General features: G+C 37.8%; 17 protein-coding genes and 2 pseudogenes. 10 read left to right on the top strand and 9 right to left on the bottom strand.

Going from position 1 to position 20,933, the window contains the following annotated elements:
* Positions 1–114: pseudogene (locus AM629_RS23405) on the top strand (IS5/IS1182 family transposase); the annotation flags it as partial.
* 6 nt (positions 115–120) lie between these two features.
* Here the strand turns inward: AM629_RS23405 and AM629_RS10410 are convergent.
* Positions 121–1,524, bottom strand: a complete 1,404-nt coding sequence (locus tag AM629_RS10410; protein WP_054478681.1) for an MFS transporter — start codon at positions 1,522–1,524, stop codon at positions 121–123.
* A gap of 94 nt (positions 1,525–1,618) precedes the next feature.
* Here AM629_RS10410 and AM629_RS10405 point away from each other — a divergent pair, with 94 nt between their 5' ends.
* Positions 1,619–2,284, top strand: a complete 666-nt coding sequence (locus tag AM629_RS10405) for a helix-turn-helix transcriptional regulator (RefSeq protein WP_054478679.1) — start codon at positions 1,619–1,621, stop codon at positions 2,282–2,284.
* A 28-nt stretch (positions 2,285–2,312) separates the two neighbouring features.
* On the opposite strand, the gene AM629_RS10400 is transcribed toward AM629_RS10405, so the two are convergent.
* The 7 genes from AM629_RS10400 to fdhE form a co-directional block, all read right to left on the bottom strand.
* Entirely contained in the window at positions 2,313–3,530 is a 1,218-nt protein-coding gene (locus AM629_RS10400) for an MFS transporter (protein ID WP_054478677.1), read from the bottom strand.
* A gap of 47 nt (positions 3,531–3,577) precedes the next feature.
* On the bottom strand, positions 3,578–4,498 hold the full coding sequence (locus tag AM629_RS10395; RefSeq protein ID WP_054478676.1) for a PfkB family carbohydrate kinase: 921 nt from the start codon (positions 4,496–4,498) through the stop codon (positions 3,578–3,580).
* A 122-nt stretch (positions 4,499–4,620) separates the two neighbouring features.
* Positions 4,621–4,848, bottom strand: a complete 228-nt coding sequence (locus AM629_RS10390; protein ID WP_054478674.1) for an ADP-ribosylglycohydrolase family protein — start codon at positions 4,846–4,848, stop codon at positions 4,621–4,623.
* Positions 4,849–5,311: 463 nt separating this feature from the next.
* Complete coding sequence (locus AM629_RS10385) at positions 5,312–6,967, bottom strand: LTA synthase family protein (protein ID WP_054478672.1); 1,656 nt, start codon at positions 6,965–6,967, stop codon at positions 5,312–5,314.
* Positions 6,968–7,098: 131 nt separating this feature from the next.
* The gene (selB, locus tag AM629_RS10380) at positions 7,099–8,958 is read right to left on the bottom strand and encodes a selenocysteine-specific translation elongation factor (protein WP_054478670.1); all 1,860 of its coding nucleotides are present in this window, start codon (positions 8,956–8,958) and stop codon (positions 7,099–7,101) included.
* Positions 8,959–9,031: 73 nt separating this feature from the next.
* Positions 9,032–10,423 (bottom strand): L-seryl-tRNA(Sec) selenium transferase, encoded by a 1,392-nt coding sequence (gene selA, locus AM629_RS10375; RefSeq protein ID WP_054478668.1) that lies wholly within the window; start codon positions 10,421–10,423, stop codon positions 9,032–9,034.
* A gap of 21 nt (positions 10,424–10,444) precedes the next feature.
* Complete coding sequence (gene fdhE, locus AM629_RS10370) at positions 10,445–11,374, bottom strand: formate dehydrogenase accessory protein FdhE (protein ID WP_054478666.1); 930 nt, start codon at positions 11,372–11,374, stop codon at positions 10,445–10,447.
* Between the two features lie 677 nt (positions 11,375–12,051).
* Here fdhE and AM629_RS10365 point away from each other — a divergent pair.
* From AM629_RS10365 to AM629_RS10330, 8 genes are all read left to right on the top strand, one after another.
* Positions 12,052–13,014: a methyltransferase gene (locus AM629_RS10365; protein WP_054478664.1), complete on the top strand. Its 963-nt coding sequence runs from the start codon at positions 12,052–12,054 to the stop codon at positions 13,012–13,014.
* Positions 13,015–13,471: 457 nt separating this feature from the next.
* Positions 13,472–14,425, top strand: a complete 954-nt coding sequence (locus tag AM629_RS10360; protein ID WP_054478663.1) for a methyltransferase — start codon at positions 13,472–13,474, stop codon at positions 14,423–14,425.
* A gap of 705 nt (positions 14,426–15,130) precedes the next feature.
* Positions 15,131–15,865, top strand: coding sequence for a PLP-dependent aminotransferase family protein (locus AM629_RS23945; RefSeq protein ID WP_054478661.1), 735 nt, complete (start codon positions 15,131–15,133; stop codon positions 15,863–15,865).
* A 50-nt stretch (positions 15,866–15,915) separates the two neighbouring features.
* Entirely contained in the window at positions 15,916–16,491 is a 576-nt protein-coding gene (locus AM629_RS10350; protein ID WP_054478658.1) for an aminotransferase class I/II-fold pyridoxal phosphate-dependent enzyme, read from the top strand.
* A gap of 11 nt (positions 16,492–16,502) precedes the next feature.
* Positions 16,503–17,465: a methyltransferase gene (locus AM629_RS10345; RefSeq protein WP_054478656.1), complete on the top strand. Its 963-nt coding sequence runs from the start codon at positions 16,503–16,505 to the stop codon at positions 17,463–17,465.
* Positions 17,455–18,426, top strand: coding sequence for an ATP-grasp domain-containing protein (locus AM629_RS10340; protein WP_054478654.1), 972 nt, complete (start codon positions 17,455–17,457; stop codon positions 18,424–18,426). Before AM629_RS10345 ends, AM629_RS10340 begins: the two co-directional genes overlap by 11 nt.
* Positions 18,420–19,571 (top strand): MFS transporter, encoded by a 1,152-nt coding sequence (locus tag AM629_RS10335; RefSeq protein WP_054478652.1) that lies wholly within the window; start codon positions 18,420–18,422, stop codon positions 19,569–19,571. Before AM629_RS10340 ends, AM629_RS10335 begins: the two co-directional genes overlap by 7 nt.
* The gene (locus AM629_RS10330; RefSeq protein WP_054478648.1) at positions 19,558–20,658 is read left to right on the top strand and encodes a phenylacetate--CoA ligase family protein; all 1,101 of its coding nucleotides are present in this window, start codon (positions 19,558–19,560) and stop codon (positions 20,656–20,658) included. Before AM629_RS10335 ends, AM629_RS10330 begins: the two co-directional genes overlap by 14 nt.
* Positions 20,659–20,777: 119 nt before the next feature.
* Here the strand turns inward: AM629_RS10330 and AM629_RS25250 are convergent.
* Positions 20,778–20,932: pseudogene (locus tag AM629_RS25250) on the bottom strand (formate dehydrogenase subunit beta); the annotation flags it as partial.
* Position 20,933: the final 1 nt, after the last annotated feature.

The raw sequence follows: 20,933 nt of genomic DNA, 5'->3' as shown, positions 1-20,933 counted from the left end.
TTTTTGAAAGGTAATCGACGTATTGCAACACGCTATGAAAAAACAGCACGAAACTATCTGTCGATGGTGAAATTAGGCTGTATTCGACTCTTTTGCCGGAGATTATATAATTAAGGGACACTACCTAATCTTCGCCGATCTCCACGCTGTAAATAACGCTAATAATGGTGCGATAGCAAATAGCAGGAACAACCAGTGTGCGGCAGAAGCGGCACCTGCTACACCACCGGGTTCATTAAGCCCTGAAAGGTTTACGACCATACCCGCCAATGCTGATCCAAAAGCTGTAGCAAATAACTGCACCGTTGTAATTGAAGCGCCAGCGATATCTTTATCAGCATCTGACGATATCTGTAGGATGCGAGTTAACAAATGCGGCCAACCAAAACCGATACCAAATCCTACCAAAGTCAGTGCAATCACAATAGGTATCATCACTTGCCAATGTCCAACTGAGGGATGTGATAATATCAACGACAGAATTAACATACCTATCAGTACGAATATCGGACCACTGATAATTGCCCGGCGAATACCCGCTCCACGCCAGCCTGCACTAATTATCTCTGCAACAGTCCAACCTGCTGCCATTGCAGCGGCCATATAACCGGAAGCCAACGGCGATTGACCATGCAATATTTGCAAGAAATACGGGATAAATACTTCACTGGTCATGCTAACCACCAATAATGAAATAGTGGCAAATAGCGCCACATGAGGTGAACCCAAATATAATGCACCATGAGGTAACAAACGTATGACTGAACGACGTTCATAGCAAATTAGTAATATTATCAAAACTAATGCCAGCATAATTCCCGCAAAATTCAGCTTCACACTTTCAGATACGCTGCCAGCAGAAACTATCAATACCGCCCCCGCTAATAAAACTAACTGCACCAGTGGCAATGCTGTTTTATTCTGACCCTGCGGTTTACCTTTGGGCAAAATTAAGTAAGTGAAAACCGCATACAACAACATTATTGGCAACATGATGCCAAAGGCATAACGCCAGGCATGCATCTCAGCAAAGATCCCACCCACGGCGGGACCAACCAACGTCGCAACACCCCACATTCCAGATATTAACGCCATTGCCCGAGGCCAAAGCGCCTGTTCAAATACCAGATTGATCAACGCATAGGAGAGTGCAAACAACAATCCACCACCAAAGCCCTGAACTGTCCGCCCAATCAGCATCACTTCCATCGTTGGCGCAAGCGCACATAATAAACTGCCAAAAAAGAATAACAGTGCCGCAACCAGATAAGCATTACGCGAACCCTGTGAATTAAGCAAACGTGCAGATAAGACAGAACCAATAATAGAAGCGACGACGAACAGAGTCGTATTCCAAGCATAAAGGTTCAGGCCACCAATATCCTGTACAACGGAAGGTAAGATAGTTGTTGCAATTAAAATATTAATCGCGTGTAACGCAACTCCCAACGATAGCGCCAAAGCACTGGCCGCATTTTTACCGGAGAACAAATCTCTCCAATGGCTTTCATTGGTTATTATCACAGTCGTTATCCTGCATTAGCATTGAGTTAATATGGGTCTTGCGTTAAATTAAGCAAGAATTTTCTTGGAATAAATTAAGACGAGGCGAAGCAATATGTCAAGCAAAAGCTTTGAAAATAGCACAATAGTTACACAGTCCGTTAGTGAAAGATTACTGATGTTATTGAAAACCCGTGGTCCTCAACAGGCTTCCGATGCCGGAAAAATACTGGGAACAACGGGAGAAGCCGCCCGGCAACAATTTGTGAAGTTAGCTAAAGAAGGACTCGTGGAAGCTATCGCTGAAGCACGAGGGGTTGGTCGTCCAATCCAGCTTTGGCATTTAACAGCCGCAGGTCATGCGCATTTCCCAGATGCACATGCTGAACTGACAGTACAATTATTAAACACCATCCGTAAGCAGTTGGGTGAAAAAGCAATAGATTTGCTAATTGATACCCGCGAGCAAGAAACCCGTATTAATTACCAGCAGGCAATGAATGGGGCGGCTAACCTACAAGAACGAGTCGAGCGTCTGGTTGCCATAAGGTGCCATGAAGGTTACATGGCTCAGTGGTCGCATACCGAAGACGGCACCATTTTACTGGTAGAAAACCATTGCCCTATTTGCGCTGCCGCTACTACCTGCCAGGGTTTTTGTCGCGCTGAGTTGAACGTTTTTCAGGAGATACTTCAAGCTCAAGTTAAACGAGTAGAGTACATTCTAACCGGTTCACGGCGCTGCGCTTATCGCATAACTGACCATATTCAACCGGAATAATGCGATATCTTTGGCAACACTAGCCTGACTAAACGACTCTGCTACTTTCTCTATTGCCTTCTCCGTTAAACATAAAAAACAGTGCACCAGTCAATAATATCAACCCACCACATATTATTAAAAGAGATTGAACACTAATATAATCAGCAACCGGACCAAACAACACCATACCTAATGGCAAAGAACAGGACATAGATATTTGGACTAAACTAAATACCCTTCCCATCATCTCAGGTTTAACCTTTTCCTGAAAAGTTGCTACTATCGGTGCGTTAAAACAAGGCATTATCATGCCCAAAAAGACGTTTAATGCCAGATAAAGCGGGAACCAATACGCATAGCCAAGAGCAATCGTAAATATACCAGACAATGCGCAAGCTACTGCCGTTATACGCAGTTTATTTTTATATTCATTCAAGAAAGAAATCAGCAATCCGCCTAAAACGGCTCCCGCACTAAATGTCACTTCATTAATAGCTAAACGCCATGATTCTTCACCAAATGTTCGGTTAACCAATAGCGGCGTCAAAAACGCAGCCGGACTAACCAGGAAGCAGTCACAAATCAGGAAAATCAAAAGATTTCTAATTATCTTATTCTCTCGCAGATAGCGAAAACCAGCTAAAATCGCCTGAAATTTATTATCCGGCATGGAATCAGAAGCTACTGTAGGAATAGGAATAAATGCAACAATACTAATGCCAATAATGGCAGTTACCACATCCACTAAAAAAATATTTTCAAGCGAAGTTTGAGAATACAAAAAACCACTGATGGCAGGAGATGCCAACATCATTAGTGAAGTCAGAGAAGTATTAATACCATTGACCCGCAATAGTTTTTCTTTCGGGACCAGTTGTGGAATGATGGCACTCACTGCCGGAGTCTGAATTCCCGTACAAAATGAACGGAGAATCAGGGCCACAAATAGCAATTCAATGCTCTTAAATCCGAGCATAAAAGAGATCGCCAAACCAAGAGTCACTAATGCAATTAACGCATCAGAGGCAATACTGAGCAACTTACGGTTGTAAGTATCAGCCCAAACCCCCGCAAATAAAGAGATTAATACCTGTGGAAGAAATGCACAGAGTACCGAAATAGCCAGCATTTCTCCTGATGAAGTACTTAAGGTGATATACCAGACGATGGAGAACTGGACAATGGAAGAACCCAGCAGAGAAATTGTTTGAGCCGATAAAAATAAAGCTGTTTTTTGTTTCCAATCTGGAAGTATTGCACTCATTTTAGCGACGCCCCTTAATATTTAAGAAATGTAATGTCTGAAAGTAATTATTCAAACACAAACTCCTCTAGCTCTTTTATAGTTGGTGCACCAGCAGCACCAGAACGGTTGACAACAATGGCAGCAACACGATTACCAAGCTTAACCGCATCTCTCAGAGACATTCCCTGCGATAAACCAGCCAGCATGCCACTACTATGAGCATCACCGGCTCCGATAGTATCTACCACTTTCACCTTATAGGAGGGAACATGCTCGGGGACGCTGTCAGGCAGGCATATCCACGCCCCTTGTGAACCTAACCGACAGATAATCGTGATTTTTCTTTTACTAGAATAATAACTAGCCTGAGTGACAGAATCGCCTGCTCCACACAACATAGCAATCTCATCACGGCTCAGTGTCAGAATAGTTCGGTCAGCAGGTAATGCATCAATGAAGGCGGGATCTATCTCTGGTAAACGCGGACCAAAATCCAGCAACAACGTCTGGCCAAGAGGTGACAGCAGTAACCAGTCACACAAAATCGCCGTAGTTTTACCCGCCATGACATAACCACTGGCATAGAGATACCCCTTTTCCGGCAGAGCAATAGAGGAGAGCATTGCCGCACTCCAGTCAACTTCACAACCACTAACAGAAACAAAGCTCCTCTCACCATCCAGCTCAACCATTGCCAAACACCAACCATTATCAAGATATGAGTTGGTTAACGTCACCTTAAGCCCAAGAGCTTGCATCTCTTTAATTACCTGCTCCCCCCAATATCCATTACCGACAGGAATACCATTAATCACAGGGATTTTCAGACGAACCAAAGCCCGGGCAACGTTAAAACCTGAGCCGCCGATCTGCCGCTCAATTTCCCTCGCTTCCCGGTCTTCACCACTGCGAGGAAGCTTTGGTAAACTGAGAACAATATCTCCCGCAGCCGCACCGATCACAGTAATCGGCAGTAACCCGCCCATCAGACTCTCCTTTTTCTGGCTAAACATAAGCCATAGCCCGGCAATGAAGAAAGAGACGAATAACCCGAGGCTGTAATCCTCACCTACAGGCCATCAATAAACCCACTTTTGGTAACCCATGTTTACGGTGGATAAAGATCGCTTACCGCACAGCCAGAAATGGCTCCAGCCATGGTACCGATGGCGTCCGCATCTCCCCCGAGGTTGGCGCAAAAAATCACACACCGAACCGGATAACCATCAACTAAATCCACCATGACCAGAGCACAAGAAACAGACTCCATGATGTCCATTCCGGCACCAATAAAGTCATAAAGTTCTTTCAGCTTATCCAGCCAAAATGCTGCCACTTATTGCAAAACCCATAGTTCAGAAGGCACACCGAATACTTGACCATAGCCAAATAAATAACCAGACACGATATCTGATGCAGGTTTAGTCATCTTTAATTCCCGAACAAAATACATAAGAAATATTTACACTTTAACATTAGCAGGGGCCAAATAAGAATCGGCCTGTATAATTATGTGATACCAGTCTAAATCCATTGGTAAGACTGAAATTTCATTTATATATTTATATGCACTAAATATATTGAATTCTCAATATTATCAATGATATTGAATGGCTTTATTGACTGAATATGCGAACAATTTAATAATAGATGGGATAATCATCTCTATTATTATGTTACAAAAAATGATGAAAGCGTACTTGAAAAATAATTAAAAAAGGTTAGAGAAAGTTTACCGACATTTAAAATATAGCAAGTGCCATATAAATATGGCACCCACTCGCTTATTATTTTGTGATTTAGTTTTTATTAGCAACTTTCAGTTGATGATAAATATAGTATTTGTAACTATCTACCAGCTCTTTATCCTGACAATCATCCAGCGCTCCTCGACAGAGATGGCGCATCGTCATATTCGCCCGATAAAAAGGTGAAACATTCAGCTTAGCTCTCTCCATAATCATTCCACCAAGGTATGAAATATCAGTCAACTCATCAGCCTGAACCGGTTCTCCCTGTTTCAAATTATCCCGCATGGTGAACTGAGTGATATAACCCGGATTTGAAAATACACTATTGTATTGATTTAAGTTGATATTAGGCTGATGATCACCGAAATAAAGGAAAATGGTCGGTTTTTCCCGTTTAGCAACAAACTCGCTGAAATCTTTGATTGCCGGATCAGAGGCTTTGATTTTCTCCATATAGTGGCTGAACTTACCAGCTGCCGGTGAATCTCTCACATGCCCGGAAAGTCCGTAATCATCAGAATGATCTTCATCATATGGGCCATGTTCATACATAGTCAGTGAAAAAATAAACAGCGGCTTATCGGTTTCCTGTACCAAGATTTCTTTCACATAATTCAACATACTCTGTGTAGGGATAGTCCACAGATTTTCATCAAGGCTGGCAGGATAGCCTAATTCCTGCGGTTGAATAATACGATCAACACCCAGTGTCTGATAAGCATGACCAGAATGATAAGAGGATTTATTAAATGGTGTCAGAACAACAGTGTAATAACCATTTTGTTTCATCTCGCGGAATAGACTGTATTTCAAGTGATCGACGATAAAATAAAAAACAGCGTTTTTGCGTGAACCAAAATCATCAGTATTCAAACCCGTCAGAGCAGAGAATTCGGATAACCAAGTACCACCGCCAAAAGTTTGTACCCTCATTGCGCTTTGTGCACTGACCCCGGCATTCCGCTGGAACATATAAAGATTAGGTAGCCGTGAACCATCCGGTAATTGATAGATATGTGGAGTCACTGTTGATTCCTGCAGTAACATCACCACATCTGGTTTGATTTCCGACTGCGGCACAGGCAGCGTGACACCTTTAGCCAGTTGCAGGAAATAATCAGATGATTGCCCAAACTGAGGAGCATGATATTTGGCATCTTTAGCTGACATTACCATATTGGTGACTGTACCACGCCCTTTTGGTAATGAAGATTCCCACTGCTCTCTAAACGCATTAGCGGTAACACTCACTTCCCATACACAGATCACAATCAACACCAGGCTGGCAATTCGCCATTTGAAACCACGGAAAGGGGATGATTTTTTCCAACTGAGTATCATATTAAAAATCAACCAAATAAACATAGCAACAACGGCTAAGCCAGCTAACCAATAGTGCCGCAATGTTTCCTGATTGGCAGGATCAAACATCAGGTTTAGGTCAGAGAACATGAGCTGTTCTTTGTAATAATGAACTTTTATCTGATTAAGAAATTTAAAGATAATAAATAGTGTCCCGGTAAAGGCAGCAGAAAACAGTAACCTGGCCGAAGCAAAAAACACTATACCAAATATTATTCCAAATACACCGAGAGCTACCAATGCCGGGTAAATATCATCACTATCACTTTTTTCAAAAACCAGTATTAAAGTTGCAATAAACAATAATCCCAGATAAACACTCGATATTATCTTCTTTTTCATATCGTATTCAATCCAGTCAATAGAAAACCCATGTTAGTAACAGTTGGCAAAAATAACACAGGCAAGTTAAATCAAGCGAACCAAAACTGTAATTTTGCTGATTCTGTCCACTTTTTAAATACAAAAAACCATCAAAACAATCCATGATCCCTGAGAATATGTAATTCAGCCTGACGACGAGTAAAACCGCTGCGATCAAAGAATTCCAGTATCTGAATAGCCAGTTTACGACCAATACCCAGTTCATCACGAAAATCAGCAGCAGTGATCGCACCATGACTTTGATTAAACTCCCGGATAAGTTCCGCGAATTGCTGCATTCGTTGGCTACAATAATAGCGATCAGGAACAATGGCCGTAATATGTCCCAATTGCGCTGCTTTTTTCAATAAACTGCGAATTGTCACGTCTTCTTCCTTTAAATCAGCAGCCAAGTCACGTACCCACCAAGGATCATCTGAAAAATAAGGAGCTATTCGCTGCCACAGTTTTTCTTGCTCGTCACTGAAAGACAAACCATGTTCAGGAAGATATAACCAACCTCGAGCTTGTTCTAATCGCCCATTATCGAGCAATACATCGATCAGAGTATAAACTAGCGCTTCATTCAACGTTGGCAAAGCCATTCGCTTTAAGCGGGCCCTTCCCAAACCCAGTTGATCAGCATGTTGCTGATGATATTCAGCCAAAACTTGCAATAGCTTCTGTTCTGCCAACTCAGCATGACTCTGTGATAACACCATACCACCAGCAATAATCACATCCATACCAGCGATTAACTGATGGAAAGTCTCTTCCGTTAACTGACGCGCCCAAGAAAAATGGTTAACGGAAAGTGCCCCCCGTGACAAATGGAGTACTAAATTAGCCGCATGATCCGATGTTCTGGCAAGCAGAGTGAGCCAATGCAAAAACTCTGTCTGACGCTTACCACGACGAGGAGAATTTAGGTTTATCACGCGTGCTCCGGCAAGCGTTCTTCTGGCACCGATATCGCGCAATATCAATCGGTCGTTCTCAACCAGCCATAATGGGCGATCAAATACCAGTTCAGCTAACAGAAGCTGATCAGAAAGCTGATTTAGTAACGAAATCCGGCCAGTGATATGGCTGGCAGCATGATGAATATGAAGAGATTGCCAATTTCGCAAAGGCTCATCAGTTTCTAGTTCTACCAACACCTTCTCCACACTCTCAACGGGCTTTTGAGAAAGTAGCCAATCACCACGGGAAACCTGCTCTTTACTAATATCACCGGTAATATTCAGTGCAATACGCAGCCCGACCTGAGCCGTATCTGTCTGTTGATTCTGAGCATGCAGGCCACGCACTCTAACTTGCTTATCACTGCCCGTCAGCCAGAGAATGTCCCCTACACTGACGCATCCAGCCAATGCCATTCCCGTTACTACCAGACCCGTGCCTTTTACACTGAAAGCGCGATCTATCGCCAAACGAAAACGCTGATTTAACTTTTCATGTTGTCTGTTTTGCTGGTGTAACTGCAACAAATGCTGCCTCAAAGGGGCAATACTCTCTTCATCAGTGGCAACCGTTACAAACAGAGGAGACCCGATCCACCCCTGAGTTGTCAGCTCATGTTCAATCTGTTGGCAGACCTCAACCACCCGTTGCCATTCCACCCGATCTGCCTTAGTGAGCACAGCTGTGATTGCAGAGCAACCAATCAAACGCAAAATAGCCAAATGCTCTTTGGTTTGAGCCATTACCCCATCATCACAGGCAACCACCAGTAAAACATGATCGATACCCCCTATCCCTGCCAGCATATTAGCGAGAAATTTCTCATGTCCGGGCACATCAACAAAACCAACCGAAGACCCATCTGGTTGCGGCCAATAGGCATAACCCAAGTCGATGGTCATACCTCGTTTTTTCTCTTCCGGCAAATGTGCCGTATTAACACCGGTAATAGCTTGAATCAGCGTAGTTTTACCATGGTCAACATGACCTGCGGTGGCAAAAATCATATATAGTTTCAGAAAATTATGGTGGTTCCAAAAAATTATGGCAGTTCTAGAAAATTATGGCAGTTCTAGAAAATTAAAGTAATAGTGCCTGCAACAACGCTCTTCCATCTTCAAGGCAACGTAAATCCAGCCATAAACGCCCTTCAGAGATACGGCCAATAACAGGTTTCGCCAATCCACGCCAATGCTGTGCCAACTGTTCCAAAGTCCCACCTTGACCACCAATGGCAGTGAAAGTCAAAGCCCAGCTAGGCAGCAGATCGACCGGCAGTGAACCACTGCCAATCTGTGAATAGCATGGCTCATCACGCACAATAAACTGGTCACCATAATATGCCTGAATCTGAGGTAATAGCTGTTGTGCCAAATCATACATTTCTTGCTGTGAACGGGTTAACAAACGCAACGTTGGCAATTGGCAGCAAAGTTGTTCAGGGCATTGATACAATCGCAATGTAGCTTCCAAAGCAGCCAAAGTCATTTTGTCGGCCCGCAAAGCGCGTTTCAGTGGATGACGCTGGATGGCGTCTATCCATTGTTGCTTACCGAGGATAATTCCAGCCTGCGGTCCCCCCAGTAATTTATCCCCAGAAAAAGTGACCAGATCGATGCCCTGATTCAGATAGTCCTGGGGCAAAGGTTCAGCAGGCAATCCATATTGAGCCATATTGATCATGGAACCACTACCTAAATCAATAGCAGTAGGAATTCGAGATTTAACCCCCAATTGCGCCAGTTCATGGCCGGAAACTTCGGCAGTAAAACCTTCAATGCTGTAGTTACTCGTATGAACTTTCATCAAAAGAGCAGTTTCTTCATTGATAGCCTGTTGATAATCTTTCAGGTGAGTACGATTAGTGGTACCGACTTCAACCAATCGGCATCCTGCCTGAGCCATCACATCAGGAATACGGAATGCCCCACCAATTTCCACCAACTCACCACGAGAAACCACAACCTGCTTACCGGATGCCACAGTTGCCAACAATAACAACACAGCCGCTGCATTATTATTAACGATACAGGCATCTTCCGCCCCGGTTAATTCACACAATAAATTCGCCAAAGCACGATCACGGTGTCCACGCCCAGCGCCATTGAGGGAATATTCCAGCGTTACCGGTGAACGCATCACCTGTGTCACCGCCTTAATAACCGACTCTGCCATTAATGCCCGGCCAAAGTTGGTATGAAGTACCGTACCACTGAGATTAAACAGCGGCTTTAAGGACAAAGCTTGTTTTTGTTCCAATTGCTGACCAAGTGCCACCGCCCAATTATCACACCAATCAGGCAGTTCCTGATGCTGCCTGATATTTGTTCTGGCCTGTTGCTGCATTTTTCTTAATGTTGCCGTTACCAGCGTCTGTCCATATTGTTCCACGAATAGGGCTATCTGTGGCTCATGCAACAAACGATCAATAGCAGGAAGCTGGCTGTACAATGGACTTTGGTTTTGTGTCATAGCAATTCCGTCAGTTAGCCGTTACTCATTTGGGAACAGAAATGGATTGATACTACTACGGGCAAAACCTTCCTCTTCCATTTTGGCATCAAGGATCAGTGAAGCCAGATCATCAGCAATAGCCTCAACTTTTGGATCTTTTTCCTGATAGAGGATTTTTAGATAACTGCCACAATCACCACAACTTTCCGCTTTCACTGCTGTTTGTTCACTATTCAGCGACCAATAATTGAGATCATGAGTCTGTTCACAGTTACTGCACTTCACCCGTACCACATGCCATTCACTTTCACACAGACTACAATGCAGGTAACGCAGCCCATTAATGGTTCCAATCTGCACAACACTGGCAACCGGCATACTGCCACAAACAGGACAGAACTGACGATGTTCACCATATTCTGCCCGCGCCTTTCCTGGGATTTGATTTGCCATTTGTGTCCAATACAAGGAAAGGGCAGCCCAAATAAATAGTGCTTTTTCAGGACTGACTTTACTAAATTCATTTTTCAGCAAAGCATCAGCCATCTGTTCCAATTCCTGCTCCGACGCTTTTTCCAGATTATCCAAAACTATGCTGATATGTTCTGGAGCATCAGGCAGTAATTCTGCTATCAAAGAGTAAAGCAATTTTTGCCAGTGCTCAGTACGTGGGAATATTTTACAATCCAGAGGCGGTTTACCCTCAGCAGCAGATTTTTCCAAAATATCTGCCATCTCTATTTTCAGGGGATTGTCATGTAACGCTTTTTGCTGGGCCTGAACTACGTCTGCTACAAAGCTAAGATAGTCTGCAAATGGATTATCTACAGCCAGTTGTTTAAGACGCTCAGCACGACGCTGATAGAGGTTTTTCAGATTAACAAAAAGCAGTGGCGGGATATAATCTGCTGCTTTTTCATTGACACATTCTTTACTCAATTGCTCTTTAGGAACGATGCGAATACTCATTAAGCTCTATCTTCCTGTTATCTGTTATACCCGTTATCTTTCAAGTTGCCTCTTTGTTGGCTGCACTCGCTCACCCCGATCACAGAGTTATCTCTGTTCCCGGGGATTCACTCCCTTGCCGTCGCGATCCATCTTGAAATCCATTGGGTATATACGGCTTTCCGGTTAATAATAATCCTAAGCCTATTTTTAGCGTTCAGCATAGATCAAAAGTGGACTCTGAGCCACAGGGAGAATATAGAAATTACAGTGCGAATTTAGGTTAAAATACTGAAAATTATGTGCTGGATGGTAGTGAGCATATTCAATAAATACCTGTAATTTCCCAGGATTTATCATTATTCATTTTTTCATAAATAATTTTCTTAAAAAACATTTTACTACGCCATATTATTTCATTTAATTTTCAAAAATATTTAAAATAGTTAACTGTGATCTTCATCATTTCTTTTTATTGAATTTAATATAGTCTACCAGTTGATAATTTACTTATAGAAGTTCATCATCCAGGTTAACCAAGTCATTGCCAAAGGAGAAAATAAGCTTCATTACCTAACTGGGAAAATATATTAAAACTAACAATTACATTTTGGTCGAAATATTTTATCAAGATATTCAATAACACTCTGTAATTTACAGAAAACACTCATTTCTTTATAATCATAAAGGATAACTCAATGCTAACCGAACTTATTAGATCATATAGAAAATCAGCAGCAATCTATGCTCTTGTTAATACAGGATTATCTGTTCATCTTAAAGATGGGATCTATGTAGATATAGGTGAACTTTCCCATAAATGCGGTATTGATAACTCTCGCCTTAGCCGATTATGTGATTTTTTAATTGAAATTGGGGTATTGGTTAGCAACAACCATGGAGTTGCCCTTTCTGATGAATGCAGTGCACTTGCAGATCCTAATAGTCTAGAATCATTATTAGTAAAACATGAAATTAGCTCATATAACTGGAATTCTTGGTTAGCGTATCCAGAATCCTTACTGAAAAATGATAACAAGTCAGCATTAGAAATAGCACATGGCAAGCCATTCTTCGAGTATTTGGACAATAATAAATTAATAAAATCAAATTTTGATTCTTTAATGTCAAGAAACTCGGACAAATTAGCTAAAAAGTTACTTGAAATTTATGATTTCAGCAAACATAACAAAATATTAGATCTTGGCGGAGGAGAAGGAAATCTTCTGGTAAAAATCAATGAAAAGGTAAAAGGAAAACATTACACCGTATTAGACAGATATAATGAAATACCTATTTCAGAAGATATGGATTTTATAAATGGAGATTTCCTGAAATCAGTTCCATCAGGTTATGATCTCTATATTTTAAAGAATGTCATCCATAATTGGTCTGATGATGACTCAATATTAATTTTGAAGAATTGCCGGAAAGCGATGGATGATAACGCCACTCTCTTATTGATCACCATAATGAAAAAACCACAGTCCTCTATAGCGAATATAGCTAAGTCTATGGATATATTCATGGATGTGATACTTTTAGGGAAAGAACGTTATTTGACTGAGTTCGAATATTTGGCTGACCAAGCAGGACTCATCATTCAAGAAACCGAAGATATAGATGAATCATTTTCATTTATTAAACTAGGGGTAAAATAAATTATAGAAATTAAATATTATTCACCCAGATAGCCCTATGAATATTCCAACATAGAGAAACATATATTTAAAACATGGCATCGAGATATCTGATGCCATGTATTATTTCATATCGGAGAAAAAAGCACTCTGACAGTTTCAAACAGATAAAATACACCAAGTTATTTTATCTTATTTAACTTTCAAAAGTCCTGAAAAGTAGTTAACTGTGATCTTACTCATTTATTTCTATCAAACTTGATATAGTCTGACAGTTAATCGTTTACTTCTATAAATCCATCATTAAGATGGACCAAACAATTACCAAAGGAGAATTTAATCTTTATTATATAATTAACAAAAGATATCAAATTTAATAATTACATTTTTGTAAAAACATGTTGTCACAATATCCAGAAGTATTACCTGTAATTTAGAGGAAATTCCTCATTTCTTTATAAGAATAAAGGATAATTTAATGTTAAACGAACTTATTACATCATATAGAAAATCAGCCGCAATCTATGCTTTCGTTGATACAGGTTTATCTGTTCACTTTAAAAATGGAGCCTATGTAGATATAGACGAACTTTCCCGAAAATGTAATATTGATCATTCTCGCCTTAGCCGATTATGTGATTTCTTAATTGAAATAGAGGTATTAGTCAGTAACAACCGTGAAGTTGCTCTTTCTGATGAATGCAGTGCACTTGCAGATCCTGAAAGTATGGAGTCATTAATGCTAAAGTGGGAGCTTAGCTCAGATTGCTGGAACGCTTGGTCAATGTATCCAAAATCCTTACTTGAGAACAACGGTAAATCAGCATTTGAAATAACACATGGGAAACCATTCTTCGAACATTTAAATAGTCACAAATTTCTCAAATCAAATTTTGACTCTTCAATGTCAAAAACCTCAGACAAAATAGTTGAAAAATTACTTGATATTTATGATTTTAGTGAACACAACAGAATATTAGACGTTGGAGGTGGAGAAGGAAATCTTCTGGTAAAAATTAGTGAAAAAGTAAAAGGAAAACATTACGCTGTATTAGACAGATATAATGAAATTCCTGTTTCAGAAAATATAGACTTTATAAATGGAGATTTTCTAAAATCAATTCCATCGAGTTATGATTTATATATTTTAAAGAACATTATCCATGATTGGTCCGATAATGATTCGATATTAATTTTAGAAAACTGCCGAAAGGCAATGAATACTGGTGCCACTGTTTTATTGATAAGCTTCATAAAAAAACCACAATCTAAAATGATCATCTCTTTAGACATATTAATGGATACATTATTTTTAGGAAAAGAACGTTACCTGGAAGAAATCGAATACTTGGCTAATCGGGCCGGGCTTACCATTAAAGACACTAAAGATATAAATGAAGAGTATTCAATTATAGAACTAAACATAAAATAAATGATACCCAATGGATTTCAAAAGGTATCGCAGCGGTAAGTGAACGCAGCCAACAAAGAGGTACCTTGAAAAATAACGATATGGATATTATATCTTGGAGAAATATACGTAACAGATATAGAAATTGGCATCAGAATTTGATGCCAAATTTAATTTTAGTTAAAAATAATAATAAGTTTAATGATCAAAATTTTTATTGAAATTTCATAATAAAAAGCACAATACCGTAGAGCAGGCCAGAAAACTCATAATCAGACAATAGGGAAGAACACATAAATAACTATCTCCAAATATTAGGTGTTGAATAATCATACATGTGAATTAACCATCTCGAATAAGTCCTATTAGAACAATAGTCCAATGCTATATTTACACTTATCCCTTTAAACAGAAACATTTTAAAAAATAAAGCTTTAAACCATGATATTCTTCAATATCCTGAACATCATAAAAAGCAAATCCATGGCGTATACGGCTAGGACATTAACTTAAATGATAATGTTACGTTTCTCTGTAAATTAATTATTTTAGAAATAACCTTTGGTGAATATTTTAATTACTAACAATCCACTTAAAATTATATTATTATAGTGATCAATGCATCATTTCAAGAATATATTATTGACTCACCATTCAGATTAATGTAATTGTAGATTGTATAATTATAAAACACTGACATATTGCATTACACAGGGGAAATGGGTTATGAATAATAAAAGCCAATTTAAAAACTGGCAAGCAAATAAAATTATGCACTCGCTACCTCATCAAGAAAAAATATGGGGAAAAGGCATAAATGATTTATCTATCATCTCAAGAAAAGATAATCGTATTATCGTTACTAAAGGTAAAAAATATTATGTAGATTTTATGTCGTGCTCATATTTAGGGCTTGAAAGTAATAAACGTCTTTCTGATGCAGCAAAATCAGCGATAGACCTATATGGAGTACAATATTCAGCAGCAAGAACAAGAGCAAAATGTAGCATTTTCGATGAATTAGATGAACTCCTTAACCTGATATTCAAAAATTCATTCACAATTACATTCAACTCAGTTGGTGCTGGACATTTAGGTATTTTACCCTTATTAGGTTCAGGAATGTTGCCTGGATATCCAATTAGTGATAGTGGAATTGTTTGGATTTTAGACAAAACATCTCATGCATCTATACAAATTCTTCAGGGAATAATGAATCAATTTGGCGTTATTAAAAGAATTGATTTTTCAAATATCTCTGATATAGAAATAGAAGCCAAGCAAAGCTCCGCTGAAAGAAAAACACCCATTTTTATATCTGACAGTTTAGGTTCTATGGGAGGGGCATCCCCAATAAAAACCATTAGCCAATTAGCCGAGAAATATAATGGTTATATATACCCTATGGATTTCAAGATGCATCGCGGCGGCAAGGGAGCGAATCCCCGGGAGCATAGATAACTATGTGACCGGGGTGAGTGAGTGCAGCCAACAAAGAAGCAACTTGAAAGATGACGGGTATATACATAGACGATGCACATGGCACATCAATCATAGGAGAAAATGGTTGTGGTTACGCTCTTCATTATCTTGAATGTTTTCCTTCAACCTTAATATTGGTTTCTTCCTTATCAAAAGCATTTGGTGCACACGGTGGTTGTGTGTCATTCCATAATAGTAAGGCAATGGAGTTTGCGAAAAAATATTCTCACAGTTATATTTTCAGCGGCCCCCCATCTTTACCTGGCATAGCTGCATGTGTTGAATCAGCCCAAATACATCTTTCCAATGAAATTTATGAGTTACAAGATAAACTGTGGATCAATGTAACATTGTTTGATGAATTAATAGCAAGTAAAATTAGTTCAAAAGAAAAGCACAGCCCTATACGAACTATACTTATTGGTGATGAATATTTAGCAATAAATATTTCTGGTATACTTAGGGAAAAAGGATTTTTAACAACAGCAGCAATGTACCCCACTGTTCCAAAGAATAAAAGTATTCTACGAATTGCAATCTCATCATCACATTTAGAGGAACAAATAAAAAATTTATGTTACGAAATTAATGAACTAATACAATAAAGGATATATTTTTGATAACTGAATTAATTACATCATATAGAAAATCAGCGGCAATTTACGCCTTTGTTGATACGGGTCTATCTTTTAATTTTAAAGATAATACTTATATAAGTATAAGTGAACTTTCCTACAAATATGGTATTGATAGATCTCGTCTCAGTCGATTATGTGATTTTTTGATTGAAATAGGGGTATTGGTTAATAGCAGCCTTGGAGTCAAACTTTCTGATGCATGCCGTTCACTTGCTGATCCTGAAAGTCTAGAATCATTGTGGATAAAATGTGAACTTGGTTCAGCCTACTGGAAGTCATGGCTAATGTACTCAAACTCTTTACTTAAAAATGATGGAAAGTCAGCATTTGAGAAAACACATGATCAATCATTCTTTGAATACCTAGAAAATAATGAATTGCTCAAATCAAATTTCGACACTCTAATGTCAAGAATCACAGATGAAATAATTCATGAATTAGTTGATATTTATGATTTTAATAAAAACAACAGAATACTAGATATTGGAGGAGGAAAAGGAAATCTTTTAAAAGGAATTAGTAAAAAAGTAATAGGAAAACATTATGCTGTATTAGACAAATATAAAGAAATTCCCGCATCGGAAAACATAAATTTTATAAGTGGAGACTTTTTAAAATCCATTCCATCTGGTTATGACCTATATATTCTGAAAAATATAATTCATGATTGGCCTGATAATGATGCAATATTAATATTAAAAAACTGTCGGAAAGTTATGGATAAAAGATCAACTCTATTATTAATAGACTCAATAAAAACACCACAAAGTCCAATAGGAAAATCTCTGGATATATTAATGGACATTCTATTTTTAGGACAAGAGCGTTATTTATCTGAATTTGAACATTTAGCCAATCAGGCAGGATTAGTTATAAAAAAAACTGAGAACATGAGCGTATCAAAATCAATTATTATATTGGAGGCAAACAATGAATTATAAATTATTTTGGATTGTTCCAAAAGATGATTATATAAACCCAAAATCCTTGGAAAATACATATAATGAATATAAAACATGGTTTAAGATTTTTGATATAGATTTTAGCTTTATATCTATGAAACACATAGATGTTAAAATAGAAGATGATCTGGGTTTATATCTCAATGGTAATAATCTAATTGATGGGAAGACGGCATTTATAATATCCCCACCAAACCTAAATAGCCAAGGTTTAAATTTTTCCTTAACGTTAAAAAGATTAATAAAACAATCAAGAAATGCTTTGATTTTAAACCAAAAAATAGCAGATATTGACGATATGGAATGGGATAAATCAGCACAACATCTATTTGTTCATCAATTAGGTGTCCCTACACTACCTCTAAGTCTGCTAGGTTACGGTTGTAAATTTTCACACATGATGGGTGATTTCTCGAAAAACAATAATCACCCGTTAATGTTAAAACCAAATGGTTCAGGAATGGGATTCGGTATTATAAAATCAGATACTTTCCAACAAAGTATTAGCACCGCAGAACTTATTTCAACATCTAATCTTATTTATAATATTACGCCTTATATTGAAGGTGTTATTGATGTAAGATTGTTCTTTCTCAAAAAAGAATTAATTTTTATAAAAACCCGATCTCCTGTAGAAAATGGATATCTTGGAAATACTGCATTTGGAGGAAAACAGGTAATTTATGAAAAAAGAACATTCAATAAAACTTTTTTCAAAGACTTTAGGGAATCAATATCCAAAGAAATAATCAGGAACAGTGAAATTATCATGAATAACTCTGGAGCTGATATAATTTCTATTGATTGGTTAGTTAAAGAAAATCAATTCTACTTCAATGAAATGTGTACGGCAGAAACTGGATTAACAAAGCTTCCAGAGAACATTGCTTTGAAAGTATTTGGCAACATATCTTCTTATATAAAAGACAAATTATGTTAAAGTATAAAATAGTTACACTATATGCTTTAGTATTTTTCTTTGAGTTTGCTTTTTTTTGTTCATTGCCCATTCTTTCTTCAGAGAGAAATCTATCAGCAAAAGCAATATCAGGAATGTTTTCATTCGCTGTTATACTTGAATGTATCTTAATGCTGACAATTACAAATAAACTAAACAAACTCAGTAAAGGATGGATATTCTTAATATCCTGCCTATTAAGAGCTATTTCTTTCTCATTTCTAATACTATTCTCTGGATTCTATTCTTGGCTATTATTTTTTTCAACATTAGCAATATCAAAAGCAATTGCAAAACCGTTTACTCGTGATATCTTGTCTGAAATAATACCTAAAAGAAAATTAAAGAAAGCATTCTACAATTATTCATTCTCACAGAATGCTGCCATTGTATTGGCACCTATAGCTGGAGCATATTTTGCTAATAATAATTATAAGAATATTTTCTTTGCCACTATTATAATTATGAGCTTATTTTTTGCGTTTATATGCTTCTTTACATGGAGGGAAAAAAGTAAAAATATTAAAATTCAGAATAGTATAATTAGACCTAAAAATTTGAGCTCACCTTCATTTTTATTTCTGCTTTTTAGTTCATTTTTCTCCTTTTCATTGATGGGCGTATTTATAACTGCAACTACCTTGTCAAATAGAATCAATAATCTCTTCAATGATTATGTAGGATTATTCTTTACCATAGTTGGATTAGTCGTTTGTCTCTGGCAGTTAATTTTTTCTAAGCTATTTGATTTTTCTGAAAAAACCATTAAATACATGTTATTATTACTATCTTTAGTTTCAGCGACATATTTTTCTGGAGGTATAGCCATAGCAATAATAGCACTAGTCGCATATAGTATTTTTGAGGCTATAATAATCCCTGAAATTTATTCAACTTCATCAAATATAGTCAATAAAGAGAAATCTAGTATAGCATTCAGCTTGCTATTAGTTATGGCAAATCTTGGAGAGGCTGTTGGATCAACATCAATCGGATTTCTTGTTGATCTTTTTGATTATCGCTCCGGTTATTTAATTAATCTATTTATACTTTTATTTTCTTTATTATCTGTTGTAACTTTAATTATTAGCAAAAAGTTAGGAGTGAAATATAATGTTATCAACTGATGGTGGTATATATTTTTCAACCGGTGGTACAACGTCTAAAGGAAAGAATGTTTTTCATTCCTGGTCGCAATTCAATTTCGTTAATCAAATTGCTGCGATGAAAATGAAACCTTATTTTGATAAATTAGGGATTAAAAAAGTCGCCAATTGTTTAACATCAGGTAACCTATGGGGCGGTTTCTTATTTGGTCATGAAATATGTCGATATAATAATCTGTCTTCTTTCCCATTCTGTTCCCATGTCGATCATGACACCTTACTCAATTACATTAGTGAATATGACATAGATACGTTATTTTGTCTTCCTAGCTTTGCCTCTAAATTATATTTTGAATGTAATGATAATCGTTTATTTAAGATAAAAAATATATTTTATCTTGGTGAGAAATTCAGTGAGTATAATAGAAATAAGATAAAACTGAAAGTACCCGATATTACAATAATTCCTTTAGCATATACGACTCAAGAAACAGGTGTGATAGGATATCAATGTTCACATTGTAACGATGACAACTATCATTTATTTGAACACATCGATGTTGACCTAAATTCTGGCTCTAAAGAAATCTTAGTATCAGTAAACTATCCAGACGGAAAAAAAGTCGATAAACATAATACAGGAGATATAGGTGAACTATCTAAACTTATCTGTCAATGTGGATTCTCAGGAACCAATATAATATTAAAAGGTAGAAATAACCACTCCTCAGTAATATTAGGAACAACAATATCTATAGATGAATTCATCGAATGTATTTCTTCATCCTTAAAAAACTCTTATTCTGTAGACCCAGACAGTTTACAAATTATTAGCTTAGAAAACGCAAATGGCACCATTTCTGTTTTTGTTATTATATTGTTAGAGTTATTTCATATGGTAGATAATTGGAATAAGCGTTTACACAATTCTACATTAATAAGTGAAATCATTAATGATTCTGCATCATTCACAGTGATTGGATGCAGTTATAAAGATTTCTTACTCACAAAAATATCAGAAAAGAAAAAGCATTTTCATATAACTAACAATGATAGTCAGCTTACAAAACTAAAATCTGAAAATACTTTTATAGAATTGAAAAAATAATTTAAATATTATGAGCTAATTTCCTCTATTATTCACTCAGGCAGGATATGCCCCTGCCTTAGAAAACCGCCTGTGAAGTGAATAGTGACGTCATGCTGTCAGCAGCAAAAACCCAACACGGTCAAATCAGCCGAGTTATCATAAACACCAACGTTACAACCGATACACGTTGTTACATCAATCAGCTTTGCAACTTCTTGTTAGTCATCCGCACCCATGGCGCAGGAGTTAAGGAGTGGGTGGCAGAGCGACGAATGATGTCTTGAGTTTGAATG

Source organism: Photorhabdus heterorhabditis (assembly GCF_001280945.1).
Taxonomy (GTDB): Bacteria; Pseudomonadota; Gammaproteobacteria; order Enterobacterales; family Enterobacteriaceae; genus Photorhabdus; species Photorhabdus heterorhabditis.
This window is presented reverse-complemented; position numbering and strand designations above follow the sequence as displayed.

Excerpts from the sequence above, each read along its gene's own strand:
- AM629_RS10405 (WP_054478679.1), top strand. The coding sequence starts at position 1,619 with ATGTCAAGCAAAAGCTTTGAAAATAGCACAATAGTTACACAGTCCGTT.
- AM629_RS10400 (WP_054478677.1), bottom strand. The coding sequence starts at position 3,530 with ATGAGTGCAATACTTCCAGATTGGAAACAAAAAACAGCTTTATTTTTA.
- AM629_RS10395 (WP_054478676.1), bottom strand. The coding sequence starts at position 4,498 with ATGGGCGGGTTACTGCCGATTACTGTGATCGGTGCGGCTGCGGGAGAT.
- AM629_RS10385 (WP_054478672.1), bottom strand. The coding sequence starts at position 6,967 with ATGAAAAAGAAGATAATATCGAGTGTTTATCTGGGATTATTGTTTATT.
- selB (WP_054478670.1), bottom strand. The coding sequence starts at position 8,958 with ATGATTTTTGCCACCGCAGGTCATGTTGACCATGGTAAAACTACGCTG.
- selA (WP_054478668.1), bottom strand. The coding sequence starts at position 10,423 with ATGACACAAAACCAAAGTCCATTGTACAGCCAGCTTCCTGCTATTGAT.
- fdhE (WP_054478666.1), bottom strand. The coding sequence starts at position 11,374 with ATGAGTATTCGCATCGTTCCTAAAGAGCAATTGAGTAAAGAATGTGTC.
- AM629_RS10365 (WP_054478664.1), top strand. The coding sequence starts at position 12,052 with ATGCTAACCGAACTTATTAGATCATATAGAAAATCAGCAGCAATCTAT.
- AM629_RS10360 (WP_054478663.1), top strand. The coding sequence starts at position 13,472 with ATGTTAAACGAACTTATTACATCATATAGAAAATCAGCCGCAATCTAT.
- AM629_RS23945 (WP_054478661.1), top strand. The coding sequence starts at position 15,131 with ATGAATAATAAAAGCCAATTTAAAAACTGGCAAGCAAATAAAATTATG.
- AM629_RS10350 (WP_054478658.1), top strand. The coding sequence starts at position 15,916 with ATGACGGGTATATACATAGACGATGCACATGGCACATCAATCATAGGA.
- AM629_RS10340 (WP_054478654.1), top strand. The coding sequence starts at position 17,455 with ATGAATTATAAATTATTTTGGATTGTTCCAAAAGATGATTATATAAAC.
- AM629_RS10335 (WP_054478652.1), top strand. The coding sequence starts at position 18,420 with ATGTTAAAGTATAAAATAGTTACACTATATGCTTTAGTATTTTTCTTT.
- AM629_RS10330 (WP_054478648.1), top strand. The coding sequence starts at position 19,558 with ATGTTATCAACTGATGGTGGTATATATTTTTCAACCGGTGGTACAACG.